The organism is Solirubrobacter phytolaccae, from assembly GCF_027587195.1.
Lineage (GTDB): Bacteria > Actinomycetota > Thermoleophilia > Solirubrobacterales > Solirubrobacteraceae > Solirubrobacter > Solirubrobacter phytolaccae.
In genome coordinates, this window is sequence record NZ_JAPDDP010000085.1 from 1 (window position 1) to 24,471 (window position 24,471).

26 protein-coding genes and 1 pseudogene are annotated in these 24,471 nt (G+C 72.2%); 9 read left to right on the forward strand and 18 right to left on the reverse strand.

The genetic code is table 11. The features are described from left to right. Both OJ997_RS30745 and OJ997_RS30750 read left to right on the forward strand, forming a co-directional pair. Positions 1-309, forward strand: a 309-nt coding sequence (locus OJ997_RS30745; RefSeq protein WP_270029186.1) for a universal stress protein, incomplete at its 5' end; no start/stop codon positions are given. A 32-nt stretch (positions 310-341) separates the two neighbouring features. After that, positions 342-1,169 carry a formylglycine-generating enzyme family protein gene (locus OJ997_RS30750; RefSeq protein ID WP_372517951.1) on the forward strand — a complete coding sequence of 276 codons (828 nt, stop codon included), beginning with the start codon at positions 342-344 and terminating at the stop codon, positions 1,167-1,169. On the opposite strand, the gene OJ997_RS30755 is transcribed toward OJ997_RS30750, so the two are convergent. Then, positions 1,128-1,994: a PrsW family intramembrane metalloprotease gene (locus tag OJ997_RS30755; RefSeq protein ID WP_270029188.1), complete on the reverse strand. Its 867-nt coding sequence runs from the start codon at positions 1,992-1,994 to the stop codon at positions 1,128-1,130. The two genes, OJ997_RS30750 and OJ997_RS30755, sit on opposite strands and share 42 nt — an antisense overlap. Before the next feature lie 67 nt (positions 1,995-2,061). On the opposite strand from OJ997_RS30755, the gene OJ997_RS30760 reads away from it, so the two are divergent. Next, complete coding sequence (locus OJ997_RS30760) at positions 2,062-2,625, forward strand: HdeD family acid-resistance protein (RefSeq protein ID WP_270029189.1); 564 nt, start codon at positions 2,062-2,064, stop codon at positions 2,623-2,625. Here the strand turns inward: OJ997_RS30760 and OJ997_RS30765 are convergent. From OJ997_RS30765 to OJ997_RS30775, 3 genes are read right to left on the reverse strand one after another with little or no spacing between them, the layout of a single operon-like run. Then, the gene (locus tag OJ997_RS30765) at positions 2,622-2,813 is read right to left on the reverse strand and encodes a DUF6458 family protein (protein WP_270029190.1); all 192 of its coding nucleotides are present in this window, start codon (positions 2,811-2,813) and stop codon (positions 2,622-2,624) included. The two genes, OJ997_RS30760 and OJ997_RS30765, sit on opposite strands and share 4 nt — an antisense overlap. After that, positions 2,810-3,004, reverse strand: a complete 195-nt coding sequence (locus OJ997_RS30770; protein ID WP_270029191.1) for a DUF8691 family protein — start codon at positions 3,002-3,004, stop codon at positions 2,810-2,812. Before OJ997_RS30770 ends, OJ997_RS30765 begins: the two co-directional genes overlap by 4 nt. After that, a complete protein-coding gene (locus OJ997_RS30775) occupies positions 3,001-3,408 on the reverse strand; it encodes a DUF7144 family membrane protein (RefSeq protein WP_270029192.1) in 408 nt (135 codons plus the stop codon). Before OJ997_RS30775 ends, OJ997_RS30770 begins: the two co-directional genes overlap by 4 nt. An 88-nt stretch (positions 3,409-3,496) precedes the next feature. On the opposite strand from OJ997_RS30775, the gene OJ997_RS30780 reads away from it, so the two are divergent. Beyond that, positions 3,497-4,255 carry a hypothetical protein gene (locus OJ997_RS30780; protein ID WP_270029193.1) on the forward strand — a complete coding sequence of 253 codons (759 nt, stop codon included), beginning with the start codon at positions 3,497-3,499 and terminating at the stop codon, positions 4,253-4,255. On the opposite strand, the gene OJ997_RS30785 is transcribed toward OJ997_RS30780, so the two are convergent. Beyond that, entirely contained in the window at positions 4,245-4,655 is a 411-nt protein-coding gene (locus OJ997_RS30785) for a hypothetical protein (protein ID WP_270029194.1), read from the reverse strand. The genes OJ997_RS30780 and OJ997_RS30785 overlap by 11 nt on opposite strands. 48 nt (positions 4,656-4,703) lie before the next feature. Between OJ997_RS30785 and OJ997_RS30790 the strand changes: the two genes are divergently transcribed. Further along, positions 4,704-5,405 carry an MBL fold metallo-hydrolase gene (locus tag OJ997_RS30790; RefSeq protein WP_270029195.1) on the forward strand — a complete coding sequence of 234 codons (702 nt, stop codon included), beginning with the start codon at positions 4,704-4,706 and terminating at the stop codon, positions 5,403-5,405. 585 nt (positions 5,406-5,990) lie between these two features. On the opposite strand, the pseudogene OJ997_RS30795 reads toward OJ997_RS30790, so the two are convergent. Beyond that, positions 5,991-7,424: pseudogene (locus OJ997_RS30795) on the reverse strand (phage holin family protein); the annotation flags it as partial. A gap of 26 nt (positions 7,425-7,450) precedes the next feature. Between OJ997_RS30795 and OJ997_RS30800 the strand changes: the two are divergent. Beyond that, positions 7,451-7,873 carry a potassium channel family protein gene (locus tag OJ997_RS30800; RefSeq protein ID WP_270029196.1) on the forward strand — a complete coding sequence of 141 codons (423 nt, stop codon included), beginning with the start codon at positions 7,451-7,453 and terminating at the stop codon, positions 7,871-7,873. Here the strand turns inward: OJ997_RS30800 and OJ997_RS30805 are convergent. From OJ997_RS30805 to OJ997_RS30820, 4 genes are read right to left on the reverse strand one after another with little or no spacing between them, the layout of a single operon-like run. After that, positions 7,808-8,299: a hypothetical protein gene (locus OJ997_RS30805; protein WP_270029197.1), complete on the reverse strand. Its 492-nt coding sequence runs from the start codon at positions 8,297-8,299 to the stop codon at positions 7,808-7,810. The genes OJ997_RS30800 and OJ997_RS30805 overlap by 66 nt on opposite strands. 12 nt (positions 8,300-8,311) lie before the next feature. Then, positions 8,312-10,567 (reverse strand): ATP-binding cassette domain-containing protein, encoded by a 2,256-nt coding sequence (locus tag OJ997_RS30810; RefSeq protein ID WP_372517952.1) that lies wholly within the window; start codon positions 10,565-10,567, stop codon positions 8,312-8,314. 11 nt (positions 10,568-10,578) lie between these two features. After that, positions 10,579-11,721: a xylose isomerase gene (gene xylA / locus OJ997_RS30815; RefSeq protein WP_270029199.1), complete on the reverse strand. Its 1,143-nt coding sequence runs from the start codon at positions 11,719-11,721 to the stop codon at positions 10,579-10,581. A gap of 43 nt (positions 11,722-11,764) precedes the next feature. After that, the gene (locus OJ997_RS30820; RefSeq protein WP_270029200.1) at positions 11,765-13,258 is read right to left on the reverse strand and encodes a CoA-acylating methylmalonate-semialdehyde dehydrogenase; all 1,494 of its coding nucleotides are present in this window, start codon (positions 13,256-13,258) and stop codon (positions 11,765-11,767) included. A gap of 35 nt (positions 13,259-13,293) precedes the next feature. On the opposite strand from OJ997_RS30820, the gene OJ997_RS30825 reads away from it, so the two are divergent. Further along, a complete protein-coding gene (locus OJ997_RS30825) occupies positions 13,294-14,493 on the forward strand; it encodes an aminotransferase-like domain-containing protein (protein WP_270029201.1) in 1,200 nt (399 codons plus the stop codon). Here the strand turns inward: OJ997_RS30825 and OJ997_RS30830 are convergent. The 4 genes from OJ997_RS30830 to OJ997_RS30845 are packed head-to-tail and all read right to left on the reverse strand — an operon-like array spanning position 14,477 to position 17,827. After that, the gene (locus OJ997_RS30830) at positions 14,477-14,875 is read right to left on the reverse strand and encodes a hypothetical protein (protein ID WP_270029202.1); all 399 of its coding nucleotides are present in this window, start codon (positions 14,873-14,875) and stop codon (positions 14,477-14,479) included. The two genes, OJ997_RS30825 and OJ997_RS30830, sit on opposite strands and share 17 nt — an antisense overlap. An 18-nt stretch (positions 14,876-14,893) precedes the next feature. After that, positions 14,894-16,603, reverse strand: coding sequence for an alpha/beta fold hydrolase (locus tag OJ997_RS30835; RefSeq protein ID WP_270029203.1), 1,710 nt, complete (start codon positions 16,601-16,603; stop codon positions 14,894-14,896). A 13-nt stretch (positions 16,604-16,616) separates the two neighbouring features. Next, positions 16,617-16,970, reverse strand: a complete 354-nt coding sequence (locus OJ997_RS30840) for a hypothetical protein (protein WP_270029204.1) — start codon at positions 16,968-16,970, stop codon at positions 16,617-16,619. Next, positions 16,967-17,827: a LysR family transcriptional regulator gene (locus OJ997_RS30845; protein ID WP_270029205.1), complete on the reverse strand. Its 861-nt coding sequence runs from the start codon at positions 17,825-17,827 to the stop codon at positions 16,967-16,969. The genes OJ997_RS30840 and OJ997_RS30845 overlap by 4 nt, the downstream gene beginning before the upstream one ends. A gap of 75 nt (positions 17,828-17,902) precedes the next feature. Here OJ997_RS30845 and OJ997_RS30850 point away from each other — a divergent pair, with 75 nt between their 5' ends. Beyond that, positions 17,903-18,754, forward strand: a complete 852-nt coding sequence (locus OJ997_RS30850) for a DMT family transporter (RefSeq protein ID WP_270029206.1) — start codon at positions 17,903-17,905, stop codon at positions 18,752-18,754. 21 nt (positions 18,755-18,775) lie between these two features. Then, positions 18,776-21,217 (forward strand): LuxR C-terminal-related transcriptional regulator, encoded by a 2,442-nt coding sequence (locus tag OJ997_RS30855; RefSeq protein ID WP_270029207.1) that lies wholly within the window; start codon positions 18,776-18,778, stop codon positions 21,215-21,217. On the opposite strand, the gene OJ997_RS30860 is transcribed toward OJ997_RS30855, so the two are convergent. The 4 genes from OJ997_RS30860 to OJ997_RS30875 are packed head-to-tail and all read right to left on the reverse strand — an operon-like array spanning position 21,214 to position 24,456. After that, entirely contained in the window at positions 21,214-22,026 is an 813-nt protein-coding gene (locus tag OJ997_RS30860) for a class I SAM-dependent methyltransferase (protein ID WP_270029208.1), read from the reverse strand. The two genes, OJ997_RS30855 and OJ997_RS30860, sit on opposite strands and share 4 nt — an antisense overlap. Positions 22,027-22,074: 48 nt before the next feature. After that, entirely contained in the window at positions 22,075-22,725 is a 651-nt protein-coding gene (locus OJ997_RS30865) for an alpha/beta hydrolase (RefSeq protein WP_270029209.1), read from the reverse strand. Beyond that, entirely contained in the window at positions 22,722-23,606 is an 885-nt protein-coding gene (locus OJ997_RS30870) for a VOC family protein (RefSeq protein ID WP_270029210.1), read from the reverse strand. Before OJ997_RS30870 ends, OJ997_RS30865 begins: the two co-directional genes overlap by 4 nt. 34 nt (positions 23,607-23,640) lie before the next feature. Then, entirely contained in the window at positions 23,641-24,456 is an 816-nt protein-coding gene (locus tag OJ997_RS30875; RefSeq protein WP_270029211.1) for a PhzF family phenazine biosynthesis protein, read from the reverse strand. Positions 24,457-24,471 lie beyond the last annotated feature (15 nt).

Consider the following 24,471-nt stretch of genomic DNA (forward strand, 5'->3'; position numbering starts at 1 on the left):
GCCCGCGAGCTCGCGTACGGCGAGGACGCCCGCGGCGGCGTCTGCGCGCACGGACCCGCGGCGGCCGGCCACGGCGCGCGCGGGCGCCCCCGGCCACTCGTGGTCGAGCCCCTCGTGCTCGTGGGCGACGCCGCGGACGCGCTCATCCGGGCGACCGGGCGGCTCGGGCTGCTCGTACTCGGGTCGCGCGGCTACGGGCCGCCCGGCGTGGTCCTGCCCGGCGGCGCCGCGCGGCGGGTGCTCGCCAACGCGCGCTGCCCCGTGCTGCTCGTCCCGCGCGGCGCGCACGTCGCGGCGGTCGCGGCGTGAGCACGGCGCTCCAGGCGCCGCCGCGCGAGGGGATGGTGTGGATCGCCGGCGGGACGTTCCGGATGGGCGACGAGCGCTTCTACCCGGAGGAGCAGCCGGTCCGCAGCGTCAGCGTCGACGGGTTCTGGATCGACGCCGCACCGGTCACCGTCGCGAGCTTCCGGCGCTTCGTGCGCGCGACCGGCCACGTCACCACGGCCGAGCGACCGCCGGACGCCGCCGCGTACCCGGATGCCGACCCCGCGCTGCTCGTGCCCGGCTCGCTCGTCTTCCAGCGCAGCCGCGGTCCGGTGCCGCTCGACGACCACACGCGCTGGTGGGCGTACGTCCCCGGCGCGTGTTGGCACGAGCCCGAGGGTCGCGGCAGCGACACCTACATGCGGGCCAAGCATCCCGTCACGCACGTCACGCCCGAGGACGTCGCCGCCTACTGCGACTGGGCCGGCACCGCACTCCCGACCGAGGCCGAGTGGGAGTACGCCGCGCGCGGCGGGCTCGACCAGGCGGCGTTCGCGTGGGGCGACGACGATGACCCGCGTCGCGCCAACCGCTGGGTCGGCGAGTTCCCGTGGCAGGGCCACCGCGGCACGTCGAAGGTCGGCACCTTCGAGCCCAACGGCTACGGCCTGTTCGACATGACCGGCAACGTCTGGGAGTGGACGAGCGACCCGTACACGCAGGACGGCCACGCGTGCCACGGCCCGGCCGCCGACACCGGCATCCCGCGCCAGGTGATCAAGGGCGGCTCGCACCTGTGCGCGCCGAGCTACTGCCTGCGCTACCGCCCCGCGGCCCGCCAGGGCGAGACGATCGACACGTCAACGAGCCATCTCGGGTTCCGCTGCGTCATTCGCGCCTAGCCAGCGTTCACGCAGCAGGATCAAACCGAGCAGCGCGACCGCGATCATCACCGCCCACTGCACGCCGCCGTACAGCCACTGGGGCTCCAATGTCGACGGCATCGGCAGGTCTCCGTTGGACAGATCAGTGCGCTGCGTCTCGGTGCCGGACGCGAGCACGGTGACGACGATCCCCGCCGTCGAGGAGCCGTCCCACAGCGCGTGCAGCGACGACGCGGCCAGGTACGCCCACAGCACCTTCCACGTCAGCCGGCCGCGGCACGCGAACAGCACGCCGCCGAGCAGGCCGGTCCACACGCCGTGGCAGAACGGCGCGACCGCGATCCGCATCACCTCCTCGGCGAGCATGTCCGAGAGGTCGAACTGCCCCGACGCGTCCATCCCCCACGCGAGCGTGTAGCCCGCCGCCTCGAACGCGCCGAACCCGAGCCCGACGGTCGTGCCGAGCAGCACGCCGTCACGCACCGTGTACTCCCGCAGCCCGCGCGCGAGCACCCACACGCCGAGGCCCTTCAAGAGCTCCTCGATCAGCCCGATCCACACGTTCGGCAGCAGCCGGTCCGGCAGCAGCCAGGTCTCGAGCACGGCGGCCACGAGCAGCCCGAGCACACCCGCGACGAAGAACCCGGCGAGCAGCCGCCGCGGCGTCAGCGCGGTCACGCCGCCACGCTCGACGAACCAGAAGATCACGGTCACCGGCGTGAGGAAGCTGCCGAGCAGCACGACCGACGGCAGCAGGATGTCGTCGTCGGTCAGCACGAGCGCGGCGATCGACGCCAACCACAGGAGCAGACCGCACACGAACACGCCTCTCCAGCCCGGCATGCCTGCACTTTGCCTCATCCGTCGCGAATGAGGCGCCGTCATCCCTCACGCACCTAGCGTCGCCGCCATGATCAGCGAAGTCCCCTCCCTGGGCAAGAACTGGTGGCTGTTCGTCGTCCTCGGCGTCATCTGCCTCGCCACCGGCATCGCGGCCATCGTCTGGCCCGGCCTCACCCTGCTCACGCTCGGCCTTCTCGCCGGCATCTATCTCATCATCGCCGCGATCATGGAGATCATCGAGGCCATCACCGAGCCCGCGAACCGCGCCATGAACGCGCTGCTCGGCGTGCTCGCGCTGATCGCCGGCCTGATCTGCATCCGCCGCCCCGGTGAGAGCCTGCTCGCGATCGTGATCGTGCTCGGCGTGTACCTGATCGCCGAGGGCGTGTTCCGCGTCGTGCTCGCGCTCGGCTCCGAGGGCCGCCGGTGGTGGGGCGTCCTGCTCGGCGCGCTGGACGTCGGCGTCGGCATCATGATCATGGCCTGGCCGGAGATCGGCCTCGTCACGCTCGCCGTCTTCTTCGCGCTCACGATGATCTTCCGCGGCATCTTCGCGATCGTCGTCGGCTTCAAGCTCCGCAGCGTCCGGGACGTCGAGGCCCCGATCGAGCAGTCGGCCACCTTCGCCTAGAGCGGCGGCGCGGCTCCGCGATCTCGCGCCTGGAAGTAGAAGAACAGCGAGATCGCGAAGCCGACCACGCCGACGACCATCAGGATCGTGCCGACGACCTGGATGTCGATGCCGGCGAGGTCGGCCGTCACCGCGAAGCGCAGGATCGCCCCGACGGCGATCAGGAAGAGCGAGGCGCCGAGGCTCATGACGGGAGCCTCCGGACCTCGATCAGCTCGAGGCCGTCGTCGATGATCCGCGTCAGCGCGCCGTGCAGCGCCGGCCGGTCCTCGACCGCCCCGCGCAGCACCGTCGCGACGGGCGCGGCCTCGGCGACCAGCCCGAGCCGATCGGCGTCCTCCAGGGCGACCGGTCCGCGGACGCGGATCTCGAGGATCACGACAGCTCCTCCCAGTGCACGGTGACGGCCCACAGCACGAGCATCGAGCACACGATCGCGATGCTCGACCACACGGGGTACGCGCCGATCGACGTGAAGTTGAGCAGGATGCCGGCCATCGCCAGCACGATCGCCATGATCATCCCGCCGACCCGCTGCATGAACACGAGCGCGCCGCCGAGGATCTGCACGGCCGCGATGATCACCGCGACCCAGCCCCAGAAGGTCAGGTCCGACCACAGCAGGCCGTCCTCGCGGAAGTAGCTCGCGTTCGCGAGCGCGGTCACGCCCCAGATCAGGTTGAGCGCGCCGGCCAGCACGAGGTAGGAGCCGGCGAACGTGATCCAGCCCGACCGTGAGCGGACCCGCGTGGTGCCACGGGGAGGTTGTGTCTGTGTCGCCATGCGCAGACACTCGCCGCTGCCGGTGTGAACGAGCGTCATCCTCACGGGATGAGGCATCGTCGCTCCGCGCCTGCGCACGATCCGGACCGTGCTTTCCCCCGTGGTGCAGTTCTTCCGCGAATGGCTCGAGCGATTCGTCTCCGTGCAGGGCATCGACCGCGCGATGGCGATCGCCGCCCAGGGCTACTCGGCGTTCCTGCCGCTGCTGATCGTCTACGCGTCGCTGCTGCCGCGCGCGGACAACAAGAGCTTCGCCGACGTGCTGGTCAAGCAGTTCGAGCTCACGGGCTCGGCGGCCGAGAGCGTGCGGCTGGCGTTCGCGCCGTCGGGCGCGGTCGAGTCGGGCGTGACCGTGCTCGGCGTGGTCCTGCTGCTCGTGTCCACGCTCGCCTTCACGCGCGGCCTGCAGCGTCTCTACGAGGGCGCGTACGGGCTGCGCACGCTGGGCATGCGCAACACGCTCCGGGCGCTGCTGTGGCTGTCGACCATCACCTTGATCGTGACGCTGCGCCCGATCGTCACCGAGCCGCTCAGCGGCTGGCTGCTGATCGCCTCGACGCTCGCGATCGGCACGATGACGTGGCTCCTGACGCCCTACCTGCTGCTTGGCCGCCGCGTGCGCCCGCTGCGGCTGCTGCCGAGCGCGGTGCTGACCGCGATCGGCATGGCCGGGGTCGGCATCTGGAGCGTGATCTGGATGCCGCACACGCTGTCGACCTCGGCCTCGCAGTTCGGGATCATCGGGATCGGCTTCGCGATGCTGACGTGGTTCGTCGCCGTCTCCTCCGTGATCGTGGTCACGACCACCGGCGGAGCGACGATCGCCGAGCGCTGGATCAAGAAGTGATCGCCACGCCCATGTTCGCGAGGTCCTCCTCATTCGCCCACTCGGCGACGACGTGGTGCCCGCCGGCCCGCTCGATCGCCTCCTTGAGCGGCACCGCCCAGCGGTGCTCGAGGATCGCGATCGCGGCCGCGCCGCCGGGCTCGACCGCGTCGGCGACCGCCCACTCGTCGGGCGAGAGCTCACGGTCGTCGGAGGACTCCTCGCCGAGCAGCGTGGCGGCGATCTCGCTCTTGGAGCGCACCACCTCGATCTCGCCCTCGTGGTTCTTGGCGACGACGAGGATGTCGTGCACGCGGAGGGTCCCGGCCTCCTCGAGACGGGTCATCTCCGCCTCGATCTCGCCGGAGAAGTTCGCCTCGTCGAAGTTGATGACGAGCACCTGCAGCGGTCCCATGGTCATGCGACGAGTGTCGGGGGCGAACGGGTGACGAAGCCTCACTCACGCCGGGTGACGTGGCTCGGGCACGCGACCGTGCTGATCGAGGTCGGCGGCGTGCGGCTCCTCACCGACCCGGTGCTCAGCGACCGCGTCATGCACCTCAAGCGCCAGGTGCCGGTGCCCGAGCGCCCGCGGGACATCGACGCGGTGCTCATCAGCCACCTGCACCACGACCACCTGCACAAGCCGTCGCTGCGTGGGCTGGCCGCCACAGCGCTCGCCCCGGTCGGCGCGAGCAAGTACCTCGCCGACTACGCCGTGCACGAGGTCCGGCCGGGTGACACGGTCGACGTCGGCGTCACCGTCGAGGCCGTGCCCGCCTGGCACGACGGGCGCCGCCGGCCCGGCCCAGGCGCCGAGGAGCTCGACACGCTCGGCTACCTCGTCGACGGCGTCTGGTTCGCCGGCGACACGGACTACGACCCCGCGATGGAGGCGCTCAGGGGCCGCGTCGACTGCGCGCTGATCCCGATCTGGGGCTGGGGCCCGTCACTCGGGCCCGGACATCTCGATCCCGCCGGCGCCGCGCGGGTGATCGACCTGATCGCGCCGCGGCTCGCCGTGCCCATTCACTGGGGCACCTTCCTGCCGCTGGGGCTCGGCCGCCGTCACGAGCGGCTGCTCACCGACCCCCCGCTCGAGTTCAGCGCGGCCGTCGCCGGCGGCACCCGCGTCGAGGTCGTCGCCCCCGGCGGGTCCGTCGAGCTGTAGCCAGGTGCGGAAGACGCGGTGGACGGCGTCGGCGCCGATCACCGGCTCGCTCGGCCACGGCAGGTCGTGCGGTGCGAGGACGAACGGGTGCGACTGCCCACCGCCCATCCCGCCGTGCGAGCCGACCAGCTCCTCGAACGCCGCGACCTCGTCCAGGTCGGCCCAGTAGGTCGAGTTGACCATGATGTCCGGGCAGTGCGGGAAGGCGCTCGTGCGCGCGACGTGCGCCGCCGCGTTCGGCCCGTACGGCGCGAGCGGGTCGTCGCCGCGGCCGAGCACGACCCCGTCGACCATCACGAACCCGATGCCCGGATGGGCGACCAGCGCGTCGATCAGCCCGGGCCGCTCGGCTTCGATCTGTTCCCGCGTCGCCCGCCCCGGGATGCGCGGGAACGTAATCAACCCGAGGTTGCCCGAGGCCATCACGGACACGTCGGGGATCTCCGGGTCGAGCTCGGGGGCCGCGATCCGCTCGCCGGCCGCGGTGCGGACCATCCGGCCCGCGGGCGTGTCGCGCGTGGCGAACTCGGTCACGCTCGCGGTCAGCGCCGCGCGGCCCTCGTCGGACTGCGCGTCCTCGGCGCGGACGTCGCCGCCGCCGTGGCGCTCGACGATGTCCTCGAGCTCCTCCTTGTAGCGCTGCTTGAAGGTCGCGCCCTGGCTCTGGCCGTGATCGGAGAGCACCACGAGCCGGTAGGGCCGCGGCGCGTGCGGGACCGCCTCGGCGATGTTGGCGATCGCGCGGTCCACCCGGCGCAGCACGGCGAGCGTGTCCGGGCGCTCGAGCCCGCTGTGGTGCGCGACCTCGTCGTAGGCGAGGAACGTTGTGTACACGGACGGCCGCCCCGCGAGGATGTCCGCCGTGACCGCCGCGACCTGCAGGTCGAGCTGGATCACGGTCCCGAACGCCCGCACGCCGGCGTAGCTCCAGCCGCGGTGCACGCGCGGGCGCACGTCGCGGCGCACCTGCTGGATCGCCGACCAGCGCTCCACCGCGATCTCGCCGATCGTCCGCAGCGCCGTGCGCGCGACGCCGTACGGCGAGGCGAAGTAGGCGAAGTAGTCCTGGCCGATCCGCCCCGGGCGGTCGCGGTCGAGCACCGTGCTCATCGTCAGCATCGAGTGCGCGGCGTCGCCACTGAGGATGTTCGCGCGGCTCGCGCCGTCGTCGTGCAGCAGCCCGCGCCCGTCCGAGTGGCGGCGCTCGATCTCCGCCGCGTCCTGCGGGTGGTTGGTGACGATCGCGCGGCCGAGGTCCTTCTCCCACCAGCGGAAGGCCGGCATGTCGTGGTCGTTGCCGTGCAGCAGCCCCGCCTGGCACGCGCCGGTCTGCGAGGACCAGTGGGTCTCCCAGCCGTAGAGCTTGTAGCCGTCGTCGTGGATCCAGCGGGCGAGGAACGGCGCGTTGCCGTCCCGCAGCGCCCGCCGCAGCACGTCGTGCGCGAGCCCGTCGATCTCCAGGAACACGAAGCCGGGCTCGTCCGTGTGGCGAGCGAGCTTGGAGCGCTTGAGCTGGCGGCGGACGATGTGCCGGAACCACAGGTCGCCGCGGTCGAGCGCGAGCACGCCGCCGAACAGCATCGTGATCAGCGTGAGCGAAAGCACCACGCCGAGCGCGCTCCAGACGTCCTCGATCCAGACGTCGTCGAGCAGCGAAGCGACCACCGTCAGCAGCAGCGCGTTCAGCAGCAGCGCGCCGAGCCCGAGGGTCAGCACCGTGAACGGCAGCGCGACCCGCAGCAGCAGCGGCCAGACGACGGCGTTCGCGATGCCCATCGTCGCCGCCAGGATCAGCGCCGCCCAGAAGGAGTCGACGTGGACGCCCGGCAACACCCAGGCGATCGCCACCAGCGCCGCCGCGTCCAGGACGAGGACGACGCTCAGGCGCCCGATCAGCCGAACAGGCAACTCAAGCGGCGACGGGTGGCGGCCGGCGGAAAGCAGAGCGCTGCATTGTCGCTCACGCTCGCGCCCGTCCGGGTGATCGGGCATCACCCGGACCGGACGAGGATCCGTCATCCCGCGGACGCCGAAGATCCGCGGCGATGCGAAACCTGACCGTGCGCCGCGCCGGCGTGCTCATCGCCGGGGTCACGCTCGCCATCGGGATCGTCGGTGGCATCGTGATGCGGGCGGTCGATCCGGAGGACTTCCCGACCATCGCGTCCGGGCTGTGGTTCTCGATCCAGACGATCACCACCGTCGGCTACGGCGACCACACGCCGACGAGCACGGAGGGCCGGGCGATCGCGACGATCGTGATGGTCACCGGGATCGGCTTCATGAGCGTGTTCACGGCCACGATCACCGCCGTCTTCGTGGAGTCCGCGCGGCGCCGCCGGCAGGCGCCGGACGCGATCACGCTCGAGCACATCGCGCAGCGGCTGGACCAGATCGAGCAGCTAATGGACGAGCGCTTTGAAGCCGATCAGCGCGATCCCGATCCCGGTGACGGCGAGCGCCTGTAGCGCCGACCGGCCCCGTGACTCGCCCGACAGCCGGCCCGCGGCGTAGCCGTAGAGCGTGATCAGCGCGAGCCCGCTCCACTTGGCGACCGTGAACGCCGTGTCGAGCTCCATGACGCCGAACGTGGCCAGCAGGAAGAAGATGTCCGGGAACACGATCCCGATCGCCACCGCGCTGACGTCGGCGGCGATGTGGTGCAGGTCGCGGCGCTGGAACCCGCCGCGGTGCTTCATCACGTGGCCGATCCAGTCGCTGTAGAGCTCGGCGAGCGCGACGGCGAGCGCGGTCGCGACCAGCGTCGCGGTCGTCACGCCCGCGGTCGGCGGGTGGTGCTCGAGCACGACGATGAGCGCCATGCCGATGATCGCGCCGTAGACGACGCGCGAGACCTGCTCAGAGCCGAGGTGCTCTTCGATCCCACGCCACATGGTGTGGCGATGCTAACCCTGTCGGCGTGCCAGGTGCTGCCCGGTGAGCGAACCCGGGTGCTGGACGAGCGCGTGCGGCGGGCCCTGGAAGACGATCGTGCCGCCGTCGTGGCCGGCGCCGGGCCCGAGGTCGATCACGTGGTCGGCGCGCGAGATCACGTCGAGGTCGTGCTCGATCACGATCACCGTCGCGCCGCCGTCCACGAGCCGGTCGATCAGCGCGATCAGGCGGTCCACGTCGTGCATGTGCAGGCCGGTGGTCGGCTCGTCGAGCACGAGCGTCTTGGCCTTGTCGTCGAGCTCGTTGGCGAGCTTGAGCCGCTGGCGCTCGCCGCCGGAGAGCGTGCTGAGCGACTGCCCGAGCGTGACGTAGCCCAGGCCCACGTCGCTGATCGTCTGCAGCCGCTTCTTGATCGCCTTCTCCGTGAAGAACTCGACCGCCGCGTCGGCCTGCATCGCGTAGACGTCGGCGATGCTCGCGCCGCGCAGCGTGTGCTCGAGCACCTCGTCGGTGAAGCGCCGGCCCTCGCACGCCTCGCAGACGTCGATCACCGGGTCCATGTGGGCGAGGTCGGTGTAGATGATCCCGAGCCCGTTGCAGTCCGGGCACGCGCCCTTGGAGTTGGCGCTGAACAGCGACGCATCGACGCCGTTGGCCTTCGCGAACGCCTTGCGGATCGGGTCCAGGATGCTCGTGTAGGTGGCGGGGTTCGAGCGCCGTGAGCCGCTGCCGAGGCGCTGGTCGATCAGCACCGCGTCGGGCTCCACGCGCTTGACGTAGCCGTGGATGAGGCTGGACTTGCCGCTGCCCGCCACGCCGGTCACGACCGTGAGCACGCCGCGCGGGATGTCCACGTCCAGCCGTTTCAGGTTGTGCTTCGTCGCGCCGCGGATCTCGATCGCCCCGTCCGCCGTGCGCGGATCGGTCTTGAGCGCCTGGTGGCGGGCGAAGTGCTCGCCGGTCTTCGTGCCCGACTCCAGCAGCCCGGCGACGTCGCCGACGTAGACGACCGTCCCGCCTTCACGCCCCGCGCCCGGCCCCATGTCGACCACGTGGTCGGCGACCGCGATCACGTCCGGCTCGTGCTCGACGACCAGGACCGTGTTGCCCTTGTCGCGGATCTCGACCAGCAGCTCGTTGAGCCGGTGCACGTCGTGCGGGTGCAGCCCGATGCTCGGCTCGTCGAAGATGTAGGTCATCCCGGTGAGCGCGCTGCCGAGGTGGCGCACGAGCCGCACGCGCTGGGACTCGCCGCCGCTCAGCGTCGCGGTCGGCCGGTCGAGGCTGAGGTAGCCGAGCCCGATCCGGTCCAGGTGCTCGAGCCGCAGCGCGAGCCCGTTGACCACCGGCGCGACCGACGGCGCCTCGATCGACCGCACCCACGCCGCCAGCTCCCGCGCCTCCAGCGACGAGCACTCCGCGATGCCCTTGCCGTTCAGCCGCGAGGCGCGCGCGTCGTCGTTGAGCCGGGAGCCGGCGCAGGCCGTGCACGCGCGGTGCGTCGCGATCCGCTCCACCGCCGCGCGCAGGTGCCGCTGCAGCGTCTCCGGCTCCTTCCCCAGCACGGACTTCTTGAGCTTGAGGATCAGCCCCTCGTACTTGGAGTTGACCGTCTTGTTGCCGAACGTCAGCTCGACCTTGGTCTCCGCCGCGTACAGCAGCTGGTGCCGTTCCTCCGGCGTGTAGTCGCCGACCTTCTTGTCGGGGTCGAAGAAGCCCGAGCCGGCGATGATCGACCAGTACCAGGAGTCGACGTTGTAGTTCGGGAAGTCGATCGCGCCCTCGTTGAGCGACTTGCCGGGATCGACGAGCGCGTCCTCGTCGACGGCCGCGATCCGGCCGAGGCCCTCGCACTCGGGGCACATGCCGCGCGGGTCGTTGAAGCTGTAGCGGCTGCTGATCCCCGCGCTCGGCTCGCTCAGCCGGGAGAACAGCACGCGCAGCATCGTGTACGCGTCGGTGTAGGTGCCGACCGTGCTGCGCGCGTTGCCGCCGATCTTCTTCTGGTCGACGATGATCGCGGGGCTGAGCTCGGCCAGCTCATCGGCGTCCGGCTGCCCGTAGCTCGGCAGGTACGTCTGCACGAACGCCGGCATCGTGTCGTTGAGCAGGCGCTGGGACTCAGCCGCGATCGTGTCGAACACGATCGACGACTTGCCCGACCCCGACACCCCCGTGAAGACCGTGATCTTGTGCTTGGGGATGTCGAGGTCGACGCCCTTGAGGTTGTTCTCGCGGGCGCCGCGGATGATGAGTGCGTCGTGAATGACGCGGGAAGCTACCGGACGCCGAGCAGGACCTCGACGAGAATCTGGTCGAGCTTCTCGTTGTAGTAGCCGCGCTCGGCCAGCTGGTCGAGGTTGGCCCACTCGGCCTCGCCCTTGAGCGTCGCGGCGTCGTCGCCGCCCGCGGAGGACTCGCCCAGCTCGGGCTGGGACGCGCCCAGCAGCGCCTCCTGCACGTCCGGCAGCGAGTCGAAGTACGCGGCCTTCTCGGCCAGCGCGCGGTAGGTCGCCATGCAGCCGGCGGCGAAGTCCCACACGCCCGCGGCGTTCTCGTTGCGGTAGGAGTGCGCGTCGAAGTGCAGCGGGCCGCTGTAGCCGGCGCGCTCGAGCAGGCGCACGAGCAGGAACGACTCCTTCAAGTCCTCGGCGCCGAAGCGGAAGTCCTGGTCGTAGCGGCCGATCCGCTGCGAGTTGAGATCGATGTGGAAGAGCTTGTCCGCCCACAGCGCGTGGCCGATCGCGTGGTGGAAGCTCAGGCCCGCCATCGTCTCGTGCGCGAACTCGGGGTTCACGCCCACCATCTCCGGGCGGTCGAGCGTCTCGATGAAGTGCAGCGCGTGGCCGACGGTCGGCAGGAAGATGTCCCCGCGCGGCTCGTTGGGCTTGGGCTCCATCGCGAAGCGCAGGTTGTAGCCCTGGTCGACGACGTACTGGGAGAGCACGTTGATCGCCTCGCGGTAGCGCTCGAGCGCGTCACGCGGGTCCTTGGCGACGCCGACCTCGGTGCCCTCACGGCCGCCCCAGAAGACGTAGACCTCGGCGTTGAGCTCGGCCGCGGTGTCGATGAACCGCGCCGCCTTGCCGATCGCCGCGCGGCGCACGCCGCGGTCGTTGGAGGTGAACGCGCCGTCCTTGAACGCCGGGTGGCCGAACAGGTTCGTCGTGGCCATGCCGACGCCGAGCCCGGTCTCCTCCAGCGCGTCCTTGAAGCGCGCCACGATCTTGTCCTTCTCGGCCTGGCTGGAGCCGATCGGGATCAGGTCGTCGTCGTGCAGCGACACGCCCCACGCGCCGAGCTCGGCCAGTTTGTGGACCGAGTCGACCGGGTCGACCTCGGCCCGCGTCGGCCCGCCGAACGGGTCACGGCCCGGATTGCCGACGGTCCACAGACCGAACGTGAAGCGATGCTCCGCCACTGAGACTCCTCCTCGAATAATTCGTACGACGCCCGAACTAATATCAGGATGCCGTCGGGAAGTGAAGATGCGTGGGATCGGGCGCGTGGTCGGGCCAGCGCGTCGTCACGACCTTGCCGCGGGTGTAGAAGCGCACGCCCTCGGGACCGTGGATGTGGTGGTCGCCGAACAGCGAGTCCTTCCAGCCACCGAAGCTGTAGAACGCCATCGGGACCGGGATCGGCACGTTGACGCCGATCATGCCGACCTTCACGCGGCGCTGGAACTCCCGCGCGGCGTGGCCGGAGGACGTGAAGATGGCGACGCCGTTGGCGTAGTTGTTGGCGTTGATCAGCTCGATCGCGGCGTCGAGCGTCTCGACGCGGGTCACGCTCAGCACCGGGCCGAAGATCTCGTCCGTGTAGACGCTCATGTCGGTGCTGACGTTGTCGATCAGGGTCGGGCCGACGAAGAAGCCGTCGCCGTCGATGTTCAGCTCGCGGCCGTCGACGACGACGTCGCCCTCGCCGCGGCCGATGTAGTCGACGACGCGGTCGCGCGCCTGCGGCGTGACGAGCGGGCCCATCTCGCTGCTCGGGTCCAGGCCCGGGCCGACCTTCACGTCCAGCGCCTTCAGGCGCAGCTTCTCCACCAGCTCGTCCGCGGCGTCCCCCACCGCGACGGCGATGGAGATCGCCATGCAGCGCTGGCCGGCCGAGCCGAACCCCGCGGCGATCAGCTGGTCGGAGGCGAAGTCCAGGTCGGCGTCGGGCAGCACGATCGCGTGGTTCTTGGCGCCGCCGAGCGCCTGCACGCGCTTGCCGGCCGCGGTGCCGCGTTCGTAGATGTACTTGGCGATCGGCGTGGAGCCGACGAACGAGATCCCGTCCACGTCCGGGTGGTCGAGCAGCGCGTCGACCGCGACCTTGTCGCCGTGGACGACGTTGAAGACGCCGTCCGGGAGCCCGGCCCGCGCGTACAGGTCCGCGATGAAGTTGCTGACCGACGGGTCGCGCTCGGACGGCTTGAGCACGAACGTGTTCCCGGTCGCGATCGCCACCGGGTGCATCCACATCGGGACCATGATCGGGAAGTTGAACGGCGTGATCCCCGCGCACACGCCGAGCGGCTGGCGGAAGCTGTGCAGGTCCACGCCGGTCGAGACCTGGTCGGAGAACTCGCCCTTGGTCAGCTCCGCGATCCCGCACGCGTACTCGACGACCTCCATGCCGCGGATGACTTCACCCTTGGCGTCCTCGACCGTCTTGCCGTGCTCGGCGGCGATGATCCGCGCCAGCTCGTCGGTGTGCTCGACCACGAGCTCGCGGAACTTGAACATGACGCGCGCGCGGCGCACGACGGACGTGTCCGACCAGGCGTTCAGCGCGGCGCGCGCGGCCTGGACGGCGGCGTCGACGTCCTGCGGCTCGGCCAGCAGCACGTTGCGCTGGACCTGGCCCGTCGCGGGGTCATAGACGGGGCTGGTGCGCGTGGACGCGCCGGCGGTCTGCGCACCGCCGATGACGTGGTTGATCGTCTCGAGTGCGGTGGTGCTCATACGGACAGGTAAGCACCTTGGTTGAATCTTCGGCCATGGACGTGCAGCAGCTGTTCTCCGCGCGTGGGCGCGCCGGCGCCGACCCCGAGCTGGCGATCATCCTCGCCGGGCCGCCGCCCGGCACGCTCGGGATGACCGGTGGATTCCCCAACGCCTCGACGTTCCCGAGCGAGGAGCTGACGGAGATCGCGACGCGGCTCGTCACCGACGAGCCGGGGCTGGCTCTGCAGTACGGGCCGAGCGCCGGGCTGCCGAGCTTCCGCGAGTACCTCGTGGCGCGCACGGCCAAGCTCCAGGGGCGCGAGCCGGCGTCGGACGAGCTGATGGTCACCAGCGGCGGCATGGAGTGCATCGACCTGCTCTGCCGCTCCCTGCTGGACCCGGGTGACGACGTCGCCGTAGAGGCGCCGACCTACCTCGGCGCGATCATGGCCTTCAAGGACTACGGCGCGGTCCAGACGGGCGTGCCGATGGACGCCGACGGGATCGACGTCGACGCGTTCGCGGAGCGGCTCGCCAGTGGCTACCGCCCGAAGTTCCTCTACACGATCCCGGAGTTCCAGAACCCGTCCGGGCGGACGATGACGCTCGAGCGCCGGCGCGCGCTGGTCGACGTGTGCCGGTCCCACGGCGTGCTGATCGTCGAGGACGTCGCCTACAAGGAGCTCTCCTTCGACGGCACGCAGCTGCCGTCGCTGTGGTCGCTGGGGCCGGACGTCGTGGTGCAGGCCGGCACGTTCTCGAAGATCTTCTGCCCGGGCACGCGGCTCGGCTGGGCGGTCGGGCCGGCGGCGCTGATCGCGCAGCTGGCGAGCGCGAAGGGCGGCACGGACCAGTGCGCCGGCGCGCTGAGCCAGCGGCTCGTCGAGGAGTACGGGCGCGCGGGCCTCTTCGGCAAGCGGCTCCCGCACACGCGCGCGCTGTACGAGTCGCACTGGGTGGCGCTCTCGGCCGCCCTGACGCGGCACATGCCCGAAGGCGTGAGCTGGAGCGAGCCGACCGGCGGGATGTTCACGTGGCTGCGGATGCCCGAGGGCCTGGACTCCCGCGCGCTGCGTCCCGCCGCCACCCAGGCCGGCGTGGCCTACGTCCCCGGCGCGCCGTTCTACGTCGAGGCGGGCGGCGCGAACGAGATGCGGCTCTCCTACAGCTCGCTCGGCGAGGTGCAGCTCGGCGAGGCGGCGGAGCGGCTCGCGGGCGTGATCGAGGCGGCGCTCGTCACAGCCGCGCGATGAGCAGCAGCGTGGTGGCCACGAGCATCGCCACCACCGCGAACCACAGCACGATCCAGAGGTACTGACGCAGCCGGCCGTCGCCGTTGGGCATCAGCGCCGTCCAGCCGAGCAGCACCGCCGCGGGCGCGAACACGAGCCCGCCGACCAGCAGCAGCACGACCGCGATCGTCCCGTAGGCGAGCGCCAGCGACGCGGCCGTGAAGCGGAACGCCCGCGGGCGCGGCTCGAGCCACAGCAACGCCGCGGGCATCGCGGCGAACGCAAGGATCAGGACCCACGACTCGGCCGAGTCGGCGAGCGCGGCCAACGCCACGAGCCCGTTCGCGGCCAACGTCGCGAGGACGAGCGCACGGTGCAGGGGCGAGATCGCCAGCCGGCCCATGCAGTCAGCATAAACGCATCAAAGGCGAACCGTACGCACCCGTCCGCCCGCGTCGCGGACCGTCACGCGGCCCTTGCCCTTGAGCGTCACCGTGCCGGAGACGGTCACACCCCGGAACCAGGCGACCTTGCGCAGCCGCAGCCGGCTCTTGGTCGCGGTCGCGGAGCCGCTCCGCAGGCCGTTGAGGTCGAAGCTCGTGAAACGGCTCGCGGCCTGCCGGAACGCGTCGAGGTCGTGCAGGAGCGCCTCAACCGTATAGCGGGCGATCTCGGGCGCGCTCAGCCCTTTCGCAGAGGCCGGCAGGTAGCGCGCGGCGGTGTAGGCGGGCGGCGTCGTGCAGGGCGCCGGCGCGGCACCGGACAGGAACGTCTGCAGACCCTGGACGGCGCACCGCGTGCGGTCGGCGGTGAGCACGGAGTGCCCGACGTTGGGCACGTCGAGCAGCGTCGCCCGCGGGTATGCGGCCGCGACCCGGGTGGCGAGCTCGAGCGGCGTGCGCAGGTCCGAGCGGCCCGACAACACGAGCACGGGGACGTCCGGGCCCGCGTCCGGCACCGGCTCGGGCACCGGGGTGGCGGGCCAGCCCACGCACAGGTCGAAGACCGAGTTCTCCCACACCGCGGACGGCCGGAACGGGGCGAACGGGCGCGAGCCGAGGCGCTTGAGGTACTCGCTGCGCGCGGCGCGACGCGTGCTCGGGGCGGAGGCGGGCGACCACGGCAGCGTCGACTCCAGGCACGCCGTCGCGAGATAGCGGGAGACGCTGAAGCCGGGCTCCTCCTCGCTCGTCGGCTCGTCCACGACCTGCGCCGCGACCGACTTGTACAAGCGGTCGACGACGTGCACCAACGGCGCCCCGTCACCGCGGGCGAGCGACGCGACCGCGGCGGGCATGTCCGCGCGCAGCGTCTGGTCCGCGTCGCCGAGCAGCAGCGTCTCGAGCACGTCGCTCTCCTCGACCGTCGCCGTCCGCACACCGTCTTCCCGGCGCACCGGAGTGCGCAGCCCGCGCGTGCCGACGCGCTTGACGGCCGCGTAGAGGGAGACGCCCGGGTCCTTGACCGTCTGCGCGCACGGGCCCGTCGCGCACGACTCGCGCAGCACGCGTGGCGCGGCCGCGATCCCCTCCAGGAACAGCAGGTCGATCGGGCCGACGCCGACCGGCGAGTCGAGCACCACGGCCTGCGTGCGGTCCGGGAACCGGCGCGCGTACTCGCCCGCGACCTTGGTCCCGTAGGAGACGCCGAGCGGGATGATCTTGTCCAGGCCGAACGCCGCGCGCAGGTCGTCGAGGTCGCGCGCGGTCTCCTTCGTGCTCAGGAACGCGCGCCGGTCCCCCAGCTCCTTGCCGCACTCGCGCGCGACGCTGCTGCTGCCGGACTCCAGGCACTCGACGTCGCCTGAGCGGCCCGTGCCGCGCTGGTCGACGAGCACGATGTCGTAGGCGGAGCGGATCGGCTTCAGCAGCTCGGCGATCTCCTTCGTGTAGATCACCGCGGCCTCCCCCGGACCGCCGGCGAGGAAGAAGATCGTGCCGGCGCGCGGGCCGCTGGCGGGCAGGGTCGCATACGCGATCGGGTACGTGCCGGGCACGGTTCCCGCACGGTCGACGGGCACCTTGATCGAGCCGCAGCGCGCGCCCTCGGGGCACTTGGGCGCGGCGGCGGAGGCGGCGGTCGGCAGGGCGAGGGCCGCGAGGGCGAGCAGGACGGCGGTGAGGGAGCGCAAAGTGGCTCGCACCCTACCCGCAGCGAGAGGCGTCCACGCGCGTGCCGTCGGGCTCGAGCGCGAAGAACACGAGCACCCACGCGGCGACGGCGAGCATCGCGTAGCCGAGCCACAACCAGCGGCTGCCGACGTCCTGGCGGCCCTGCGCGGCGGTCGCCAGCCCGGCGAGCGAGGCCTTCCCCGAGAGCGCGATCCCGGCGACCGCGACGAGCGCCTGCGCGATCGCCCACAGCGGGCGTCCGGCGTAGCAGAGGCCGTCGGACGCGTACGGCGCGATCCCGAACAGGAGCAGCAGCGCGATCGCCGACCACGGCAGGCAGAACAGCAGCAGCAGGAGCGAGAAGAGGCCGAGCGCCGCGCGGTTCATGAGCCTGGAAGTTGATCACGGATCGCGGCGAGCAGGGCGCGGGTGCTCGGGCGCTGCTCGTCCGTGGTGCGAATCACGGCGTAGATCGTGCGGCTGCTCGGCACCGGGGTCGCGGGGAGGTCGTCCGGGAGCACGAGGCGCGGGAGCAGCGTCGTCGCGAGCCCGCGGGCCGCGAGCGCCAGCGCGACGTTGGCGTCGTTGGAGCGGTGGCGGATGTCGGGCTCGAACCCACCGTGCTCGCGGCAGACGCCGCGCAGGCTCTCCTCCCACGACATGCCCGGATGACCCGCGGCCCAGTGCGCGTCCTTGAGCTCGCGCAGCGGCCGATCCGAGCCCACGAGCATCAGCGGATCGCGCAAGAGCGGGTAGCGGGTGAGCGCGTCCGAGAGCCGCCAGGTGTGGTGGTCCCACTCGTCGCCGATCACGACGTCGAGGTCGCCGAGCGCGAGCATCGGCAGCGCCACCTCCGGCTCGGCCTCGACCAGCTCGCAGCGCAGGCGGGGCGCGGTGGTGCGCAGGCGGTCGATGGCCGGGAGCGCGAGCTTGAACGCCGCCGACTGGAACGCGGCGACGCGCCCGCGGCCAGCGATCTCGTTCGCGGCCGCGGCGAGGTCGGCCTCGGCGAGCGCGGCGCGCTGCAGGAGCGCGTTGGCGTGCTCGGCGAGCACGAGCCCGGGATCGGTGAGCCGGACCCCCCGGCCGGCCTTCTCGATCAGCTTCACGCCCGCCTCGCGTTCAAGCATCGCGAGCTGCTGGGAGACGGCGGAAGGCGTGAACCGCAGCGCGTCGGCGACGGCCGCGATCGTCCCGCGCTCGTGCAGCTCGCTGAGCAGTCGCAGGCGGCGGAGCTCCAGCATTCGGTAGCGACACTACCGGATCAGCAGTAGTAATCATCGTCGCTTCTTGATGGTGCGCGCGGGAGGCTCCGGCGCATGTTCTTCTGCCTCGCCTCGGGCGCCGCGTTCGGCGCGATGGCGGTCTTCGGCAAGCTCGCCTACGCCGAGGGCGCCACGGTCGGCACGCTCCTCGCCATCCGCTTCCTCTTCGCCTCGGGCCTCTTCTGGGCCGGAAACGCGACAGTTGTTGCTAAAGAGGGACAGTCCCTCTTTAAGTTCGCGCGGCGCGACGCGGTGCTGGCCCTGGGGCTCGGGGCCGGCGGCTACGCGCTGCAGGCCGGGCTGTACTTCACGGCACTGCCGCGGATCGACGCGGGCGTGCTGTCCCTGCTCGTGTTCACGTTCCCGATCATCGTCGCGGTGGCGGCCGTGGCGCTCGGGCGGGAGCGGATGACGCGGCGGCGGGCCGTGGCGCTCGCGGCGTCCTCGTGCGGGCTCGTCCTCGTGGTGGGCGGGGCGGGTGCGCTGGACCCGGTCGGCGTGGTGCTCGGGCTGGCGGCGGCGATCGTCTACAGCGGCTACATCCTCGTGAGCGAGCGGGTCGCGCAGCGGATGTCGCCGCTGACGCTCGCGGCGCTCGTCTGCACCGGCGCGGCGGGCGCGCTCACGGTCGGCACCGTGCTCGTCGGCCAGTTCCAGCCGGGCGAGCTGACCCTGGCGGGCTGGTGGTGGCTGCTCTGCCTCGCGGGCGTGTCGACCGTCGCCGCGATCGCGCTCTTCTTCGCCGGCCTGGCGCGCGTCGGCCCGACGCGCTCGTCGATCCTGGCGACGGTCGAGCCGCTGGTCACCGTCGCGCTGGCGTTCGCCGTGTTCGGCGAGACGATCGGCCTCGCCGGCCTCGCGGGCGGCGCCTTGGTCGTGGCAGCCGTATTGCTCGCCCAGACCTGACGCCATTAGGCTCGCGCCCCGTTGGAACTGCTTGAGCGAGACGACGAGCGCAGCGTGCTGGAGACGGCGATCGACGCCGGCGGTGTCGTCGTCGTGCTCGGCGAGGCGGGCATCGGCAAGACCGCCCTGGTCGCGTCGGTCGCCCACGGCCGCCACGCGCTCTGGGGCGCCTGCGACCCGCTGATCACGCCACGGCCGCTCGGCCCGCTGCGCGACGTCGCGGCGCAGGTGGGCGGCGAGTTCGCCCGCGCGATCGCGGACGGCACGCGCGAAGACGTCCTCGCCGCCGCCCGCGAGGCCCTGGCGAACAGCGCACTGCTCGTGATCGAGGACCTCCACTGGGCCGACGACGCCACGCTGGACGTGGTCGCGCTGCTGGGCCGAGGCCTCGCCCGTCAGCCACAGGCCCGTGGGTGCCTCGTCATCACCGCGCGGCCCGACGCCCGGCGTGAGGTCCGGCGCGTGCTGTCGTCGTTGCCGGCGGAGCGGATCGAGCCCGGCGGGCTCTCTCCCGCCGCGGTCGCGCGGCTCGCCGGGCGTGACGCGCCCGACCTGCACGCGATCACGGGCGGCAACCCGTTCTTCGTCACCGAGGCGCTCGCGGCCGGTGGCGAGGGCGTGCCGGCGAGCGTGCGCGACGCGGTCGAGCTCCGGGTCGGCGCGCTGTCCGAGCGCGCGCGGGCGGTGGTCGAGCTGGCCGCGGTCGTGCCGGGCGCGACCGAGCTGTGGCTGTTCGCCGAGCCGGCCGCCGCGATCGACGAGTGCATCGCCGCCGGGCTCCTGCACCTGGAGGGCCAGACGCTCGCGTTCCGGCACGACCTCGCGCGGCGCGCCGTCGAGGACAGCCTGCCGCCGCTGCGCCGGCGCGAGCTGGACCGGCACGTGCTCGCCGCGCTCGAGTTCGCGGGCCATGACGACCCCGCGCGGCTCGCGCACCACGCGCGGCGCTGCGGCGACACGGAGGCGATCCTGCGGCTCGCGCCCGCCGCCGCCCGGGCCGCGGGCGCGGCGCATCGGCAGGCACTCGAGCAGTGGGAGGCGGCGCTCGAGGCGGGCGCGGGCGAGGAGGCGCTCGAAGGCGTCGCGGTCGAGGCGTACCTGAGCGGATGGCCGGAGCGCGGGATCGACGCGCGGCGGGCGCTCGCGCAACGCCACGCGGACGACCCGCGCCGGCTCGGCGACGACCTGCGCTGGCTCTCGCGCCTGCTGTGGTGGTCCGGCCGCGGCCCGGAGGCGCTCGCGGCGGGCGACGAGGCGATCGCGATCCTCGAGCCGCTCGGCGTCACGCACGAGCTGGCGATGGCGTTGAGCGCGCAGTCGCAGCTGGCGATGCTCGCCGACGACCTGACGGTGGCGATCGAGCTGGGTGAGCGCGCCGCGGCGATGGCCCGCGCGCTCGGTGACGACGAGACCGTCGTGCACGCGATCACCAACGTCGGGACGTCGCTGATCGGCGGCTCCGAGCACGAGCGCGGGCGCGAGCTGCTGGCCGAGGCGATCGAGCTGACGTCCGACGACGACAACGCGTGCCGCGCGCTGATCAACCGCGCCACCGCGACGCTCTCCCGCCGCCGCGAGGACCCGCGCGTGGACGCCGACCTGGACGCCGCGCTGACCTTCGCCCGCGAGCACGAGCTGGACGGCTACCTGCAGTACGCGCTCGGCGTGCGCGCGAACGTGCACCTGTACCGCGGCGACTGGTCCGAGGCGGAAGTCAGCGCCCGCGCCTCGCTCGACCTCGGCGAGCAGCGCGGCGTCAGCCTCTGCCCCGCGCTCGTCTGCCTCGGCCGCCTGCAGGCCCGGCGCGGCACGCCGGAGGCCGGCGCCACGCTGGAAGAGGCGTGGCGCGTGGCCACGAAGGCGGGGGAGCTGCAACGGATCGCGCCGACGGTCGCCGGCCTCGCCGAGCACGCGTGGCTGGACGACCGCCTCGAGGAACAGGTCCCGCACCTCGAGTCCACGTACGCCCTCGCGAACGAGCGCCGGCAGCGGTGGGTCCGCGGCGACATGGCCATGTGGCTGCGCCGCGCGGGCCGCGACGTCCCGGCCCACCCCGACGACCCCGAGCCGTACGCGCTCGCGGCCGCCGGCGACTGGCGAGGAGCGGCCGCGGCCTGGAACCGGATCGGCTACCCGTACGAGGCCGCCGGCGCCCTCGCGGAGGCCGGCGACATCGAGGCGCTGGAGATCTACGACCGGCTCGGCGCGAGCCGCACCGCGGCGCACCTGCGCCGGCGGCTACGGGCACGCGGGGTGCGCCGGATTCCGCGTGGGCCGCGGCCCACGAGCCGCACCACGCCGGGCGGGCTCACGCCCCGGGAGGTCGAGGTGCTCGCGCAGCTCCGCACCGGCGCCACCAACGCGGAGATCGCGCAAGCCCTCGTCATCTCGCCCAAGACCGTCGACCACCACGTCTCCGCGGTGCTGACGAAGCTGGGCGCGTCGTCCCGGCGCGAGCTTTAGACGCGCGTGCCGACGGCGAGCAGGTACTGCATCTCGAAGCGGGCCGGCTCGCCAGGGTCGGCGAGGTTCCACTCGTCGCAGAACGCGTCGAGGGCGGCGTCGAACTCGTCGGCGCGGCCGTTGCGCTCCGCGTTCGCGCGGACCGCGATCGTCGGGCCGTAGCGGGCCTTGAACAGCGCGCCGTAGTCGTAGGCGTGCTCGAACGCGGTGATCTCGAGCACCTCGCGGCGCAGCGAGTTCCACTCCACGCGGTCGCCGAACAGCCGGCGCAGGTGGCCCTCGCCACCCCACAGCGGCGGGGCCTGCGCGCCCGGGGGCGGCGCCGGCGCGTACGGCGCCATCGTGCGGAACAGCGCGCCGAGCATGCCCTCGGGCGTCCAGCTCAGCAGGCCGACCGTGCCGCCCGGCTCACACACGCGCACGACCTCGTCGGCGGCGTCCTGGTGATGCGGCGCGAACATCACGCCGATCGCCGACATCACGACCTCGAAGGTCTCGTCCTCGAACGGCAGCGCCTCGGCGTCCGCGACGACCCAGTCCAGCTCGAGGTCGGTGCGGTTCGCGCCTGCATGCAGCAGCTCCGGCGTGAGGTCGGAAGCGGTGACCACAGCGCCGCGCTCGGCGGCCGGGATCGACGCGTTGCCGGTGCCGGCGGCGATGTCCAGCACGCGCGTGCCCGGGCCGATCGAGCACGCGTCGACGAGCCGCGGGCCGAGCGGCGTCAGGAAGGTGTCGACCATTCCCGGGTAGTCGCCGCTGGCCCACATCGCGCGATGCCGCGTCTTGAGCTCAGAAGGGATCGTTGTCATGCCGCGAAGCTACGGTCGGCAGCTCCGCGGCACATCGGGAGGTCCTCCCTATTTTGGAGTTCCAGCCCCTACGAGTGTCCGTCCCACCCAGTCGATCGCGGCCGGGACGTGCGCCGGATCGATGTGGTGCGCAGCGTCGGACTCGTGGTACTCGACGGCGAGTCCGCCGGCCTCGAGCAGCTCCTTCGCGCGCCGCGCGAAGCCGACCTCCATCACCGGGTCCTGGCGACCGTGGGCGATGAACACCTCCGGGCGCTTCGCCAGGTCGGGCTGCCAGTCGTCGACCACCGGGATGAACCCGCTGAAGGCGAGGATGCCCGCCGGGGACGGACGGTCCGCCCCAAGCCCGAGCGAGTAGCTCATGACCGAGCCCATCGAGAAGCCGCCGAAGATCGTCCGCTCCGGGGCGATCCCGGTCCGCTCCCACACCTCGTCATGGAACTCGGAGAGCCCCTTGTACGCCGCGTGGAACGTGTCCTGGTCCGGGTAGCCGACGCGCGGCACCACGTACCAGTGGTAGCCCGGCCAGCCGCCCAGCGTGAGGGGAGCCCGGGGCGTGACGATGTGCAGTCGGCGCTCGGGGTCCAGCGTGTCGCCGAGGCCGAGCAGGTCGTGCTCGTCGGCCCCGCGGCCGTGATGGAGGATCAGCAGACCCTCGGCCTCACCAGCCGCGGGACGCTCGCGATAGATCAAGCTCATGCCAGCTCCTTCGTGCTGCGCGGGTTGGTGACCGGGGTGAGCAGGCGCTCGAGCTGCGGGCGCAGATGCTCGTGCTGCTTCGGGAGGCGCAGCGCCTCGCCCAGGTGCTCGGGGTCCTCGTCCACCGCGAAGCCCGGGGAAAGCGTCGCGATCTCGAACAGGATCCCGCGCGGCTCGCCGAAGTAGATCGACTGGAAGTAGTCGCGGTCGCGGACGTCGCTCACGCCCAGGCCCGCTTCCTCGACCCGCGCGCGCCACGCCAGGTGGTCTTCGTCCTTCGAAGCCCAGGCGATGTGGTGGACGGTGCCCGCGCCGAGCAGCCGGCGCTCGGCCGGCGGCGCGTCGTAGCCCCAGCGGAAGCCGCCGAGCGTGAAGTCGTCGCCATCGGCGGCGAAGCCGAGCACGTCGGTCAGGACGCGGTGCGGTCCGGACTCGCCGTACGCCCGCGCGCCGACGATGCCCGTGATCGCGAACGCCTCCGGAACCTCCGGGTGAACCGCGCGCTTGGGCTCGGCGTCCGAGATCACGAGCTGGTAGCGCAGCCCGTCGTAGTCCTCGAAGGCGACGACGTCGCCGTCCCGCTCCACGCCCAGCCGCTCGGCCCAGAAGCCCAGCGCCTCGCCCGACGCCACGCCGAGCTGGATCGTGTGGATCTGCCCCGCACCCGCCCGGCCGCGCCGTGCGCCCGCGAACTCGAACCAGGTGAGGATCGTGCCGGGCGACCCCTGCTCGTCACCGAAGTACAGGTGGTAGGCGTCCGGGGAGTCGAAGTTGACGGTCTTCTTCACGAGCCGCAGCCCGAGCGTGTCGGCGTAGAAGTCGACGTTCTTCTGCGCGTCGCCGGTGATCATCGTGATGTGGTGAAGGCCCTGAAGTTCCATGTGTTGCCTTTCCCTCAAGAAGTTGCACGCACAACTATAGCGCGACCTCCCCGGAAATGCACGTGACCGTGCCGCCGCCGACCCACAGCGTCCCGTCGCCGTCGACATCGACGTGAATGCGCCCCGCGCGGCCGATCGCGGTCCCCTGCGCGGCGACGTAGGGAGCGGTGGCGCGCCCGGTCTCCAGCAGCCAGCCACCGACCGACGCGTTCAGCGATCCGGTCACCGGGTCCTCGATCGTCGCGCCGTTGACGGGGAAGAACGCGCGCAGCTCCCAGTCCTCCTCGCCACCCGGCCCGACCACCCCGAGGTCGAAGTCGACGAAGCCGGGCTCGAGCGCCAGCACCTCCTCGGCACTCGCGAGCAGGACGGCTATCCAGCCCGGCCCGTTGTCGGCCCACTGCGCGTCGACGATCGCCGCGCGCGAGATCCGCAGCGCGTCGGCCGCGCGTTGCACGTCCGCCTCCTCCACCGGCCCGGAGCGGATCAGCGGCGGCGCGGCGAACGCCAGCCGTCCCTCCTCGCGCCGGACCCGCACCAGCCCCGCCTCACACTCCTGCACCACGTCCTCGCCGGCGGGCACGCCGCCCGCCTCGAGCCAGGCGTGGCAGGTGCCGAGCGTCGGATGGCCGGCGAACGGCAGCTCGGTCGTGGGTGTGAAGATCCGGACGCGGTAGTCGCCGCCGGCGGTCGGCGGGAGCACGAACGTGGTCTCGGAGAGGTTCGTCCAACGCGCGAAGCGGTGCATCGCTTCGGTCGAGACGCCTTCGGCCTCGAGCACGACCGCGACCGGATTCCCGTAGTACGGACGGGTGGTGAAGACATCGACTTGCTTGAAGGCGCGGGGCATAGCTGTAAGCGTGCC

Bases quoted from the DNA above. Each gene is read 5' to 3' on its own strand.
- OJ997_RS30750 (WP_372517951.1), top strand. From the start codon at position 342: ATGGTGTGGATCGCCGGCGGGACGTTCCGGATGGGCGACGAGCGCTTC.
- OJ997_RS30755 (WP_270029188.1), bottom strand. From the start codon at position 1,994: ATGCCGGGCTGGAGAGGCGTGTTCGTGTGCGGTCTGCTCCTGTGGTTG.
- OJ997_RS30760 (WP_270029189.1), top strand. From the start codon at position 2,062: ATGATCAGCGAAGTCCCCTCCCTGGGCAAGAACTGGTGGCTGTTCGTC.
- OJ997_RS30765 (WP_270029190.1), bottom strand. From the start codon at position 2,813: ATGAGCCTCGGCGCCTCGCTCTTCCTGATCGCCGTCGGGGCGATCCTG.
- OJ997_RS30775 (WP_270029192.1), bottom strand. From the start codon at position 3,408: ATGGCGACACAGACACAACCTCCCCGTGGCACCACGCGGGTCCGCTCA.
- OJ997_RS30785 (WP_270029194.1), bottom strand. From the start codon at position 4,655: ATGACCATGGGACCGCTGCAGGTGCTCGTCATCAACTTCGACGAGGCG.
- OJ997_RS30800 (WP_270029196.1), top strand. From the start codon at position 7,451: ATGCGAAACCTGACCGTGCGCCGCGCCGGCGTGCTCATCGCCGGGGTC.
- OJ997_RS30805 (WP_270029197.1), bottom strand. From the start codon at position 8,299: ATGTGGCGTGGGATCGAAGAGCACCTCGGCTCTGAGCAGGTCTCGCGC.
- OJ997_RS30820 (WP_270029200.1), bottom strand. From the start codon at position 13,258: ATGAGCACCACCGCACTCGAGACGATCAACCACGTCATCGGCGGTGCG.
- OJ997_RS30825 (WP_270029201.1), top strand. From the start codon at position 13,294: ATGGACGTGCAGCAGCTGTTCTCCGCGCGTGGGCGCGCCGGCGCCGAC.
- OJ997_RS30830 (WP_270029202.1), bottom strand. From the start codon at position 14,875: ATGGGCCGGCTGGCGATCTCGCCCCTGCACCGTGCGCTCGTCCTCGCG.
- OJ997_RS30840 (WP_270029204.1), bottom strand. From the start codon at position 16,970: ATGAACCGCGCGGCGCTCGGCCTCTTCTCGCTCCTGCTGCTGCTGTTC.
- OJ997_RS30845 (WP_270029205.1), bottom strand. From the start codon at position 17,827: ATGCTGGAGCTCCGCCGCCTGCGACTGCTCAGCGAGCTGCACGAGCGC.
- OJ997_RS30850 (WP_270029206.1), top strand. From the start codon at position 17,903: ATGTTCTTCTGCCTCGCCTCGGGCGCCGCGTTCGGCGCGATGGCGGTC.
- OJ997_RS30860 (WP_270029208.1), bottom strand. From the start codon at position 22,026: ATGACAACGATCCCTTCTGAGCTCAAGACGCGGCATCGCGCGATGTGG.
- OJ997_RS30865 (WP_270029209.1), bottom strand. From the start codon at position 22,725: ATGAGCTTGATCTATCGCGAGCGTCCCGCGGCTGGTGAGGCCGAGGGT.
- OJ997_RS30870 (WP_270029210.1), bottom strand. From the start codon at position 23,606: ATGGAACTTCAGGGCCTTCACCACATCACGATGATCACCGGCGACGCG.
- OJ997_RS30875 (WP_270029211.1), bottom strand. From the start codon at position 24,456: ATGCCCCGCGCCTTCAAGCAAGTCGATGTCTTCACCACCCGTCCGTAC.